Origin of the sequence: Allosphingosinicella vermicomposti (assembly GCF_003012815.1) — a bacterium.
GTDB classification, from domain to species: domain Bacteria; phylum Pseudomonadota; class Alphaproteobacteria; order Sphingomonadales; family Sphingomonadaceae; genus Allosphingosinicella; species Allosphingosinicella vermicomposti.
The window spans coordinates 355,190-367,309 of sequence record NZ_PXYJ01000003.1 but is presented as its reverse complement, the minus strand read 5'-3'; the positions used below and the strand labels follow the sequence as shown (position 1 = coordinate 367,309).

Annotated in this window: 11 protein-coding genes; 6 read left to right on the top strand and 5 right to left on the bottom strand. The window is 63.1% G+C overall.

All coding sequences use genetic code 11. The annotated features are described in order from the left end of the window. The first annotated feature begins 21 nt into the window (after positions 1-21). Positions 22-360, top strand: coding sequence for a ferredoxin FdxA (fdxA, locus tag C7I56_RS10590; protein ID WP_106640562.1), 339 nt, complete (start codon positions 22-24; stop codon positions 358-360). A 20-nt stretch (positions 361-380) separates the two neighbouring features. Here fdxA and C7I56_RS10585 read toward each other — a convergent pair whose 3' ends face one another. From C7I56_RS10585 to C7I56_RS10565, 5 genes are all read right to left on the bottom strand, one after another. Then, positions 381-665 carry an HNH endonuclease gene (locus C7I56_RS10585; RefSeq protein WP_199792390.1) on the bottom strand — a complete coding sequence of 95 codons (285 nt, stop codon included), beginning with the start codon at positions 663-665 and terminating at the stop codon, positions 381-383. Positions 666-670: 5 nt separating this feature from the next. Next, on the bottom strand, positions 671-1,030 hold the full coding sequence (locus C7I56_RS10580) for a response regulator (protein WP_106640560.1): 360 nt from the start codon (positions 1,028-1,030) through the stop codon (positions 671-673). Further along, positions 1,020-2,987 carry a sensor histidine kinase gene (locus C7I56_RS10575; RefSeq protein ID WP_106640559.1) on the bottom strand — a complete coding sequence of 656 codons (1,968 nt, stop codon included), beginning with the start codon at positions 2,985-2,987 and terminating at the stop codon, positions 1,020-1,022. Before C7I56_RS10575 ends, C7I56_RS10580 begins: the two co-directional genes overlap by 11 nt. A 94-nt stretch (positions 2,988-3,081) precedes the next feature. After that, complete coding sequence (rlmN, locus tag C7I56_RS10570) at positions 3,082-4,266, bottom strand: dual-specificity RNA methyltransferase RlmN (protein ID WP_106640558.1); 1,185 nt, start codon at positions 4,264-4,266, stop codon at positions 3,082-3,084. Between the two features lie 61 nt (positions 4,267-4,327). Beyond that, the gene (locus C7I56_RS10565) at positions 4,328-4,810 is read right to left on the bottom strand and encodes a hypothetical protein (protein WP_158703098.1); all 483 of its coding nucleotides are present in this window, start codon (positions 4,808-4,810) and stop codon (positions 4,328-4,330) included. A 135-nt stretch (positions 4,811-4,945) separates the two neighbouring features. Here C7I56_RS10565 and C7I56_RS10560 point away from each other — a divergent pair, with 135 nt between their 5' ends. The 5 genes from C7I56_RS10560 to gyrB all read left to right on the top strand — a co-directional run bounded on the left by C7I56_RS10560 (position 4,946) and on the right by gyrB (position 12,090). Further along, the gene (locus tag C7I56_RS10560) at positions 4,946-5,623 is read left to right on the top strand and encodes an outer membrane protein (protein ID WP_106640556.1); all 678 of its coding nucleotides are present in this window, start codon (positions 4,946-4,948) and stop codon (positions 5,621-5,623) included. Between the two features lie 164 nt (positions 5,624-5,787). Continuing rightward, positions 5,788-6,897 (top strand): DNA polymerase III subunit beta, encoded by a 1,110-nt coding sequence (gene dnaN / locus C7I56_RS10555; RefSeq protein ID WP_106640555.1) that lies wholly within the window; start codon positions 5,788-5,790, stop codon positions 6,895-6,897. A gap of 151 nt (positions 6,898-7,048) precedes the next feature. Continuing rightward, a complete protein-coding gene (locus C7I56_RS10550; RefSeq protein ID WP_106640554.1) occupies positions 7,049-8,239 on the top strand; it encodes a DNA replication/repair protein RecF in 1,191 nt (396 codons plus the stop codon). Positions 8,240-8,287: 48 nt separating this feature from the next. Then, a complete protein-coding gene (locus C7I56_RS10545) occupies positions 8,288-9,424 on the top strand; it encodes a DUF5700 domain-containing putative Zn-dependent protease (protein WP_106640553.1) in 1,137 nt (378 codons plus the stop codon). A gap of 200 nt (positions 9,425-9,624) precedes the next feature. Further along, positions 9,625-12,090, top strand: coding sequence for a DNA topoisomerase (ATP-hydrolyzing) subunit B (gene gyrB, locus C7I56_RS10540; RefSeq protein ID WP_106640552.1), 2,466 nt, complete (start codon positions 9,625-9,627; stop codon positions 12,088-12,090). Positions 12,091-12,120 lie beyond the last annotated feature (30 nt).

The window sequence follows — 12,120 nt, the reverse complement described above, 5'->3', positions numbered from 1 at the left end:
CCGTTCAGGAGAAATCGACCCATGACCTACGTCGTCACCGAAAATTGCATCCGCTGCAAATATATGGATTGCGTGGAAGTGTGTCCGGTCGATTGCTTCTACGAAGGCGATAACATGCTCGTCATCAATCCGAACGAATGTATCGATTGCGGCGTGTGCGAACCTGAATGTCCGGCCGAAGCTATCGTGCCCGATACCGAAGCCAATCAGGAAAAGTGGCTGGAGATCAACGCCCAATTCTCCGCCGAATGGCCGAACATCACCCGTAAGAAGGAACAACCCGCCGACGCCGACGAGCACAAGGGCGAAGCGGGCAAGTTCGAGAAGTATTTCTCGCCGGAGCCCGGCCAGGGCGACTGATCGCCCGATACTAGCTAACGCTAACGCTTCCGTTTCCGCGTAGGCGCATGGAAATCGGGATTCTTGTCCGCGATCCATGTGAGGAAGGCGGCAATGTCCGGTTGGGCGCGTAGAGCATCCGGGTCGGCATAACGCCGTTCCAGCGCCTTGTTATCGAACGTCGCATGAACGGTTCGGTGGCAGATCGGATGGATCGGCCGCGTCTCGCGCCCGCCGCGGCTTTTGGGGACGGGATGATGCCATTCTATCCGCTTGCCCAAGGGGCGGCCGCAAAGGAAGCAGCGCTCATCGCCTTCCGCTTCTATCTCACTCACTGCACGGGGAGGATGCGGATCGCTTCCTCAAGGTCGCGGGCTCGGAACGGCTTTTGGAGCACAGGCGCGGCGCCATAATCTTCCTTCACGCCCTTCCGCCCATAACCTGTGGCGAACAGATAGGGGATACCGCGCTCTTCCAATATGTCCGCGATGGGAAAGGAAAGATCGCCTGCGAGATTGACGTCCAGCATGGCGATGTCGAAATTGGCGGTGCGGGCAAGGTCGATCCCGGCATCGAGGCGGTTCGCGATCCCCGCCACTTCGTAGCCGATGTCGGTCAGCATATCCTCGATATTCATCGCGACCAGCATCTCGTCCTCGACGATCAGCACCTTGTAGCGCCTATCCGTCAACCTGCCCCTCCCGAATCAGCACCGCGCTGAGCGGCGCTTCGATCATGCAGCGAAGGCCGTCGGGTTCAAAGTCGAGACGCGCCTTGCCGTCGAGGTCTCCCGCGAGGCCGCGCTCGATAAGACGCGATCCGAAGCCGCGCTCGGATGGCGGCGCGACGGGCGGCCCATCCTTTTCCTTCCATTCGATGCAAAGTTGGCCAGCCCTTTTCTGCCACGTCACCTCGACATGACCGCGGTCGTTCGACAGCGCGCCATATTTGACGGCGTTGGTGCTGAGTTCATGGCAAGCAAGGGCAAGAGCGAGGGCGGCGCGTGGCGCCAGCCACATTGGCTCGCCATTCAGCACGAAACGCCCGGATTCGGCGGACAGATGCGCGATGGAATCGGCCACCACACGCCAGATTGGCGCACCTTCCCAATTTTCTTCGGTCAACAGATTATGCGCGCGGGAGAGGGCCAGCAGCCGTGCCTCGAAACGGGCGCGGGCGTCAGCCAGCGAAATATCGCCCTTCAGGGTCTGGAACGCGATCGCCTGAACCGTCGCCAGGGTGTTTTTCACCCGGTGATTGAGCTCGTTGATGAGCAGACGCTGATGATCCTGTGCCTGATGGCGCTCGTGAATGTCTTCCGTCGTGCCGTACCACAGGCAGACGCTGCCATCGGCGGCGAAGCGCGGATAGGCGCGGGAACGCACCCAGCGATAGGTGCCGTCTTGGCGTTTAATCCGCGATTCTGCATCCAGCGGCGTACTCGTCCGCAGCGACTGCTCCCAGGCGGCTGCCGTGCGCGCAAGATCGTCGGGATGAACTGCTGCGGACCAGGATTCGCCGATACCGGATGTGCCGGTCCAGTCTTCCCAGCGGGATGATACACGGTTGATTCGACCTTCCGGCGTGGCCGTCCATGTCACTTGCGGATTAAGCTCCACGGCGTGGCGGTAATGATCCTCGCTCTCGCGAAGGGATTGTTCCGACTGTGCCCGCTGAACCGCTTCCCAGGTTCGCTCGGCGGTGTCGCGCGCAATCTCGATATCCGCAGCCGCCCATTCCCGGGGTTTGACATCGTGCACATATAGAATGGCGCGAAGAACACCTTGGCCGATCAGCGGCACGACAATCATCGCGCGGACGCCAATACCATCGAATGTCGCCTGGATCTCCGGATCGGCGGTGCGCGGGTCGATGCGGTGATCGGTCACCGCTAAAGGTTGCCCGTCGAGCAGCCATTCATGGGATGTTTCGCCAAAGGCACCAAGCATCCGACTGACACCAACCAGGCTTGGAATCGATGGGTCGCGCGTCCAATCGGTGCTGGTCGACAGGGTCTGCTGCTCCAGATCGACTTCGCTATATCCAACCCGGCTTGCGCTCAAATGCTCGCCAAGCAACCGCGCCGCCGTCGCCTTGACAGCATCCGCGCTTGCCCCGTTTCTGAGCGCGTCCGCCAGCCGCACCTGAAATGCCAGCCGCCGCTGCGCCAGCACGGCGCCCGTCATATCCGCGCCCTGACTCAATATTCCGGCGATCACGCCATCCTCGCCGATCAGGGGCGTGAGCGCGTAGGTCCAATAATAGTCCGATCGCCATCCGTCGCGGACGACCGGCAGCAGCATGGCGTCCGCGCTTACCGCGTCGCCGGTACGCCACACGGTTTCAAACTGGGGGCCGAACCTGTCCCAAAGATCCGCCCACACCTCCTTCGCCGGGCGCCCGAGAGCCCCCGGATGCCGGTCCCCCGCGGCCGCCATCCAGGCGTCATTATAAAGGAGGCATAAATCTGGGCCCCAATAGATAGAGATCGGCAGGGGCGATCGAAGGCACAGATCGACCGCGAAGCGTAAAGCGGCGGGCCATTCGCCTTTCGGTCCGAGCGAGGTTGATGCCCAATCGAACTGGTTGATCGCCTCCCGCATGGATCGGGGGGCACCCGAAGTCCGATCCTGCGCAGAAATGACCATATGAACCTGCTTTCGCGTCGCCAAACCCAGGATTAGACCTGTGATCCGCGAAGCGGAAGCCCGATTTCGCAAAGATTGCGCGGCGGCGCGCGTTTCAGCCCAGGGCGGCGAGTTTCTCTTCCGCCAGCTTGTCGAGCTCGGCCCGGCTCTTTTTCTCAGCCGCCGACTTCAATTGCCCGCAGGCAGCCATGATGTCGCGCCCGCGCGGGCGGCGGATCGGCGCGCTGATGCCGCCTTCGAACACGATGTCGGAGAAGCGATTGACCCGCTCGTCCGACGAACATTCGTATGGCGCGCCGGGCCAGGGGTTGAACGGGATGAGGTTCACCTTGGCGGGCAGCTTGTACTTCTTGATCAGGCGGACGAGTTCGCGGGCGTCCTCGTCACTGTCATTCTTGTCCTTCAGCATCACATATTCGAAGGTGATGCGGCGGGCATTGTTGGCGCCGGGATAATCGGCGCAGGCCTGGAGCAGCTCCTCGATGCCATATTTGCGGTTAAGCGGCACGATCTCGTCGCGCACTTCCTTGGTGACCGCGTGGAGCGAGACGGCAAGGTTGACACCGATCTCCGCGCCCGCTTTCTCCATCATCGGCACGACGCCGGAGGTCGAAAGCGTGATGCGGCGGCGTGACAGGCCGATGCCGTCGCCGTCCATGACGATCTTGAGGGCATCGCGGACATTGTCGAAATTGTAGAGCGGCTCGCCCATGCCCATCATCACGATGTTCGAAAGCATGCGGCCTTCCGGCTGGCTCGGCCATTCGCCAAGCGCGTCGCGGGCCAGCATCACCTGGCCGACGATCTCGCCCGGCGTCAGGTTGCGGACGAGGCGCATCGTGCCGGTGTGGCAGAAGCGGCAATTCAAGGTGCAGCCGACCTGGCTCGACACGCAGAGCGTCCCGCGATCGGCATCCGGGATGAACACCATCTCGAAATCATGGCCGTCATCGGTCTTCAAAAGCCATTTGCGGGTTCCGTCGGTCGATACCTGCTGGACGACAGTGTTGGGCCTTCCGACCTTGAACCGTTCGGCGAGCCAGGCGCGCTGCGGCTTGGCAATGTCGCTCATCGCGTCGAAATCGGTGGCGCCGCGATTATACATCTGGTGCCAGAGCTGCTTGGCGCGCAATTTCGCCTGCCGCTCGTCGAGCCCGGCTTCGAGAAGGGCATCGCGGATCGCCTCGCGCGAAAGGCCGAGAATGTCCACGCGCGCGTCGTCGCTCGCGACTTGAGGGCGCGGAACGGGAACGGGGTCGATATGCCCCGGAATGGCCATCGCTGCTGTCATATGGCGCCCATGTAGGGGAAATGTGGCGATTTTACCAGCGGGCGCGGGTTTATGGGCGGGCGCAGGCGAGTGCTGCGGCATCCACCGCCGAGGAGAAGCCGGTAAGCGCATAATCGTCGCGGATACGCCCGCCGCGCGCGGTGCGGGTAACGATCGTCAAGCGCGGTTCGCTGCGCATCGCGGCAAGGATCGCGCCCTCTACACGCGGATCGGCGGGAATGACCTCGCGGCCTCCAATCGATTTCAGCGGAAAGCTTCGTCCGCCGATCAGCAGCAGGATCGCCGATCCGGCGCGCGGCGGGCTACGCAGGCGGAAGCTCGGCCGGGCGCGATTGCCGGCATCGGGCCAGAAGGTGACGAAAGCCGCGCCGCCGGAGCCCTGCCGCCCCGCCGGTTCGGACGCGGCGAAGCACCGGCCCGCCGCGCGCTCGGAAAATGCGCCCCAGCCGTAAAACTGCCCCACCTGTTGCCGCGCTGCAACGGCAGGTGATGCAAGGCACAGAAAACCAACGAAAAATACCCAACCCCGCATGATGCGCCAATCATGAAACAGAAGCAGCCAAGATGCCAGAACAATCCCGTTTATCTGGCGTTCATGAAACTTTTCAGGGGGTTGGGCGCTGGACCGGCCGTTGCTTAATGCACATGTTAACCATGGAGTTTTGTTATGCGTAAAGTCGTTCTTGCCGCGCTTCTTGCAGGCACGACCGCGGCACCTGCCCTGGCGCAGGACGCTTCCGCCTTTGTCGGTCCCCGCGTCGAAGGCATTGTCGGTTACGATCAGCTGAAGTCCGGCGATCGTGAAGGCGATGGCGTCGATACCGGCGAAGACCAGGGCGATGAAACCATCGATGGCGTCGTCTACGGCGTCGGCGTTGGTTATGATTTCGACCTTGGCGGCGTAGTCGCCGGTGTCGAAGCCGAATATACCGAATCTTCCGGCAAGCAGGATGCCAACGAGACGATCAACGACGTCGCAATTGCCTCCCGCGTCGAAACCGGTCGCGATATCTATGTTGGTGGCCGTATCGGTGTCCCGGTGACGCCGTCGACCCTTCTGTATGTGAAGGGCGGCTACACCAACACCAGCATCGAAGCCGGTTATGAGACGTCGAGCGATCGTTATGAGCTCGACAGCAATGTCGACGGCTGGAGGCTGGGCGCCGGTGTCGAGCAGAAGTTTGGTTCGAACCTCTACGGCAAGCTCGAATATCGCTATTCGAACTACACTAACCTCGACTTCAGCGACAATTTCGATCTCGACGAGTTCGAGGCCGAGGATTTCGGCACCGACATCGATCTTGACCGTCACCAGGTGGTCGCGTCCGTCGGCATGCGTTTCTAAATCCTTATACCCTTTCCCAAAGCCTTAGGGCGCTGGGGCGTACCGGGGCCGGGGCTTTTTAAGCCTCGGCCCCCTGTTTTTGGCGCGAAATGCCTCTAGCGGCGCGGCGCAGTCTCGTTATAACCCGTCCGTCCGGCATCCATGCGGGAAAATAGGGGTTAAGAATGAAGGCGACGATCGAACGGGCCACCTTGCTCAAGAGCCTTGGCCATGTGCAATCCGTGGTGGAACGCAGAAACACGATCCCCATTCTCTCCAATGTTTTGATTGATGCGACGGAAGGCGGCCTGCGCCTGATGGCGACCGATCTTGATCTTCAGGTCAACGAAATCGTCGAAGCCAATGTCAGCCAGCCCGGCGCGACCACCGTGTCCGCGCACACGCTCTTCGACATCGCCCGCAAGCTGCCCGAAGGCGCACAGGTCGAAATCACCGCCGCCGAAGGCAAGATGCAAGTCGTCGCGGGCCGCGCCCGCTTCAATCTCGCGACCCTGCCGCGCGACGATTTCCCGGTGATCGCGGAAGGCGATTTGCCGACCCAGTTCGAGCTTCCCGCCGCGACGCTCCGCCAGATCATCGACAAGACGCGCTTCGCCATTTCGACCGAAGAAACGCGTTATTATCTCAATGGCATCTTCATTCACGTTTCGGACGACGCGCAGCCGGTGCTGAAGGCCGCCGCGACCGACGGCCACCGCCTCGCCCGCGTCACCGTGCCGCGCCCGGAAGGCGCCGCCGGAATGCCTGACGTCATCATCCCGCGTAAGTGCGTGACGGAACTTCGCAAGCTTCTCGACGAAGTGGACGGCACCGTGCAGGTTTCGCTATCGGAATCGAAGATCCGCTTCGGCCTGGGCAATGCGATCCTCACCTCGAAGCTGATCGACGGCACGTTCCCGGATTACACCCGCGTCATCCCGACCGCGAATGACAAGCTCTTGAAGATCGATCCGAAGAGCCTGATGCAGGGCGTCGATCGTGTCGCCACCATTGCCAGCGAAAAAACCCGCGCCGTGAAAATGGCGCTCGATCGCGACAAGGTCACTCTCTCAGTGACTAGTCCCGAAAACGGCACGGCGGCCGAAGAAGTGCCCGGCGACTATAATGCGCAAGGCTTCGAGATCGGTTTCAACGCCCGCTATCTGCTCGACATTCTCGGCCAGATCGAAGGCGACACGGTGGAAGTCCATCTCGCAGACGCCGCTGCGCCGACCCTCCTCCGCGAAAACGACCACGCGCCGGCGCTCTACGTCCTGATGCCGATGCGGGTGTAAGCCATCCGCATTGGTCATGCTGAACTTGTTTCAGCATCCATTCCAGCGTCAGGCGCGATGCCCGGCATGGATCCTGGAACAAGGTCAGGATGACGGTCTAAACAGTCGATCGAGGTTGTCGCCTGGCCGGGTGCAGGCGTAAGAGGCATGGGTGCACCTCTCCCGCCTCTCCCTCACCGATTTCCGCTCTTATGCCGACGCCGTCCTGTCGCCGGGACCGGGCCTTGTCGTGCTGACCGGCGAGAATGGCGCGGGCAAAACGAACATTCTGGAGGCGGTGTCGCTGCTGACCCCTGGACGGGGGCTCCGGGGCGCGAGCCTGTCCGACATGGCCCGGCAGGCAGGTGCTGGGGGCTTCAGCGTGGCGGCGCGCCTCCTACCTCCCCCCCCTTTCAAGGGAGGGGATCGAGGGGTGGGTGCGAGCCTCGAAGAGGCGAGCCTTATGGCGCCGACCGTCCCCACCCCCAGCCACTCCCCTGAGGGGGAGGGGGGCATCGACATCGGCACCGGCATCCTTGCCACCGCGCCCGAGCGCCGCCAAGTCCGCATCAACGGGGCCACCGGCTCCGCGACCGCGCTCGGCGAATGGCTCTCAATCCTCTGGCTCACCCCGGCCATGGACCGCCTGTTCACCGAAGGCGCCTCAGGCCGCCGCCGCTTCTTCGACCGGCTCGTGCTGGCGCTCGAACCGTCCCACGCCACCCACGCCGCCCGCTACGAAGCGGCGATGCGGGCGCGCAATAAATTGCTCGCTGAACCCGAAACCGCCGACCCCGCATGGCTCTCGGCTCTGGAAGCGGGAATGGCCGAACATGGCGCACGCATTGCCGAGGCGCGGGAGCGGGCCTTGGCAATGCTCGGCGAAAGGCTGGCGGCGCAAGCCGACGGGCCGTTCGCCCGCGCCGGGCTCGCCTTCGGCGGCTGGCGCCCCGCTGAGGACGCCGAAAGCGCCTTCCGGGCCGAACTCAAGACGGCGCGCGGGCGCGACGGCGCGGCGGGGCGGACGCTTGCCGGGCCCCACCGCACCGACCTCCTCGTCACCCATCTCGCCAAGGGGCAGGCTGCCGAACATTGCTCGACCGGCGAGCAAAAGGCGCTCCTGCTCTCGATCATCCTCGCTCATGCCGATCTCGTCGCCGACCGGGCGGGGCGGCGCCCCATCCTGCTGCTGGACGAAGTGGCGGCGCATCTAGATCCATCGCGGCGGACGGCCTTGTTCGCCCGTCTTGAAAGCGCCGGGGGTCAGGTCTGGATGACGGGCACCGAAAGGGCTTTGTTCGAAGGGCTCGGTGGGGACGCGACTCTGTTGACTGTCGCCAACGGGAACGTCCACCACGGCTAGTTGCTACATCTGTCGCATTATGGCATTCCGCCGTTGGGGGAGAGGAATATGCGGTCGATCATGTCACTCATGGGCCTTCTATTGGGCCTGACGCTCACCGGTCGGACGGACGCGGCGGAAATCACGATCGACGTCGATACGGCCCTCGCCAACCGGCTGCTGACGCTGAGCTGCTCCGGCCAGCCTGTGGACGAAGCCGAATTTGCCGCTTCCTCGCTGCTCAAGGCGCAGCTCGCCCATCACGCCCGCTTCGGCGAAAAATATTCGCTGGAAAATTATGTGGCCGGGGTCCGTTCGATCGCGGCGTGCAAGGCGCCCGATCCCGATCCGTTTCGCTTTACCGCTTTGGTCACGCAGCGCGGCCAGATGGCCAAGGCGATCGCCACCCTTTCCGCCCGCAAGGCCGAGCTTGGCGACGGAGCGGCAGCGCTGACGACGCCCTATGTGCCCGCCGGAACGCGCTTCGCGGGCAGCGTCGTCCTGGCGCCCGCCACCCTGTCCTGCGGCGGTTTCGCGCGCGGCGGCCACTTCTTCATCGACCTTCCCTGCATCGCCGAGCAGGTAGAGGGGGAATTCGACGCGGTTCGCCGCCTTGTCGCGCATGAAACCTATCATGCCGTCCAGGGCGAATTCATGCCCGATCCCAAAGCGAGCCTGTCGACCGTGGCCACCCCTGCCGAGGCGCATGAATATCTGTTTCACCGGCTCGCCGCCGAGGGCTCCGCTACCTATGTCGCGCGCATGGCCGAGGTGGCAGGCGATGGCCGCTACGCCACCCGATCGCGCGAGGACGCAAGGCGCAACCGGTCGCGGCTCACCTACAATTTCCGCCTGTTCAATCTGGTCGTCGAAGCGCTGGCCGAGCCCCGGCAGGATTACGGGGCGCACTTCAAGGAGCTTTACGGCCTCGCCTTCGATGGCGCTTTCGGCGAACTCTCCTATTTTGTCGGGGAGCAGATGGCGGCGGAGATCGATCGGGATTTCGGGCCTCAGGCGCTGGTCTGCGTCCTCTCCCTGCCCCCCGAACATTTCATTCTCGCTTATGATCAGGCGCTGCGCACGAGCGAAAGGCTCGAAAAATCCTATCCGCTGACCCAGGCGACGCTGGCGGCGGCACAAGGGCTGAGCAGGACGCGAGAGAACGGCCCCTCTCTTGGACGGTGCCTGCCCGGAGCGCCCGGATAACGTCGCCCCAAAATCCATTTCCCACACGGCCTTTTGCCGTCATGCCGGTCTGGAATTTCTCGGGGCAAAGGGGCGAAAACTGACAAAGATGACAAGATCGTCGCGCCAAGCCCTCAACACTGTCAGCTTCGAACGGCCCGGGGCATGCGAATCGGCCGTTTTTCCTTGGGTTCCCCCCTCCGCCTCGCTATATCCTTGTCATGGCAACTTCACCTTCTGAAAACTCGTACGGCGCTGACTCCATCAAGGTTCTGAAAGGGCTCGACGCGGTGCGTAAGCGCCCGGGCATGTATATCGGCGACACGGACGATGGCTCCGGCCTCCACCACATGGTGTTCGAGGTGTCGGACAATTCGATCGACGAGGCGCTGGCAGGCCATTGCGATCTGGTGAAGATCCAGTTGAACGCCGACGGTTCGGTCACGGTCGAGGATAATGGCCGTGGCATCCCGACCGGCATTCACCCCGAAGAAGGCGTGTCGGCGGCCGAAGTCATCATGACCCAGCTTCACGCGGGCGGTAAGTTCGAAAACACCTCGGACGACAATGCCTATAAGGTGTCGGGCGGCCTCCACGGCGTCGGCGTTTCGGTTGTGAACGCGCTTTCCGAATGGCTGGAACTCACCATCTGGCGCGATGGCCAGGAACATTGGATGCGCTTCCGCCATGGCGACGCCGAAGCGCCGCTGAAGGTTGTTGGCGATGCGCCTCCGAGCAAGAAGGGTACGCAGGTCAAGTTCCTGCCCTCGCCCGCCACCTTCAAGATCATCGAATTCGATTTCGACAAGCTCGAGCATCGCTATCGCGAACTCGCCTTCCTCAACTCGGGCGTCCGCTTGCTCCTCACCGACGCGCGGCATGAAGATGTGAAGGATGTCGAGCTCTTCTACGAAGGCGGCATCGCGGCCTTTGTGCGCTATCTCGATCGCACCAAGACGGCGCTCATCCCCGAACCGATTTCGGTCACCGGCCAGCGCGAGGATATTGGCATCGACGTCGCGCTCGAATGGAATGACAGCTATTATGAGCAGGTTCTCTGCTTCACCAACAACATCCCGCAGCGCGACGGCGGCACCCACCTCGCGGCGTTCCGCGCGGCGCTGACCCGCACGCTTAACGGCTATGCCGACAAGAGCGGCATGATGAAGAAGGAGAAGGTGAGCCTCACCGGCGAGGATATGCGCGAGGGCCTGACCGCCATCGTGTCGGTGAAGCTGCCGGACCCGAAGTTCAGCTCGCAGACCAAGGACAAGCTCGTCAGTTCCGAAGTGCGCCAGCCGCTGGAAAGCCTGATGGCCGACAAGCTCGCTGAATGGCTCGAGGAAAATCCCGCCCACGCGCGGACGATTATCCAGAAGATCATCGACGCCGCCGCCGCCCGCGAAGCCGCCCGCAAGGCGCGCGAGGCGAGCCGCAAGAGCGTGATGGGCATCGCCTCGCTCCCCGGCAAGCTTGCCGACTGTCAGGAGAAGGATCCCGCCAAGTGCGAACTTTTCCTGGTCGAGGGTGACTCGGCAGGCGGGTCGGCCAAGCAGGGCCGCGACCGTCACGTTCAGGCGATCCTGCCGCTGAAGGGCAAGATTTTGAACGTCGAGCGCGCACGCTTCGATCGTATGCTCTCGTCGAAAGAAGTCGGCACACTTATTCAGGCGATGGGCACCGGCATCGGCCGCGACGATTTCAACATCGAAAAGCTGCGCTACCATAAAATCGTCATCATGACCGACGCCGACGTCGACGGCGCGCATATCCGCACGCTTCTCTTGACCTTCTTCTACCGGCAGATGCCGGAGATTATCGATCGCGGGCACCTCTACATCGCCCAGCCGCCGCTCTACAAAGTCGCGCGCGGCCGGTCCGAAGTGTATCTGAAGGACGATGCCAAGCTCGACGATTATCTCGTCGAAGCGGGCACCGAAGCGATGGTGCTGGAAACCGCCGAGGGTCAGCGCTCAGGCGCGGACCTGCGCGCGCTCGCCGATCATGCGCGGCGGATGCGGACGTTGATGCGCTATGTGCCGCGCCGCTACGATCCCGCGATTATCGAGGCGCTGGCTCTCGCCGGCGCGCTCGATCCGGAGCTCAAGGACCGCGACCGCGAAGCTGCGATCCAGCGCGCCGCTGCCTGGCTCGACGGCGGCGATGTCGAGGGCAAGTGGACGGGCGGCGCCACGGAAGAGGGCAATTATGCCCTCAATCGCTTGTGGCGCGGCGTCACCGATCATCACCTCATCGACCACAAGTTCCTGGTCTCCGCCGAGGCCCGCAAGCTGCACGGCCTCGCCTCGGAACAGGCCGCGACCTATGCCAAGGCGTCGCGCCTCATCACGGTGAAGGCGGCGAGCGCGGAAGGTGAAGAGGGCGAGGAAGCGGCAGTTCCGACGAAGGGCACGCACATCACGCGCCCGTCCGAACTACTCGAGGCGATCCTCACGGCGGGCCGCAAGGGCCTGTCGATCCAGCGCTACAAAGGCCTTGGCGAAATGAACGCCGAGCAGCTTTGGGAAACCACGCTCGATCCGTCCAACCGCTCGCTCCTCCAGGTCGAAGTGGCCCAGGCCGACGTCGCCGACGAAATCTTCACCCGCCTGATGGGTGACGTCGTCGAACCGCGCCGCGACTTCATCCAGGAAAATGCGCTCAACGTGGCAAATTTGGACGTTTGAGTAGTCCAGAAATTAGTCTTGGGCTCGGAC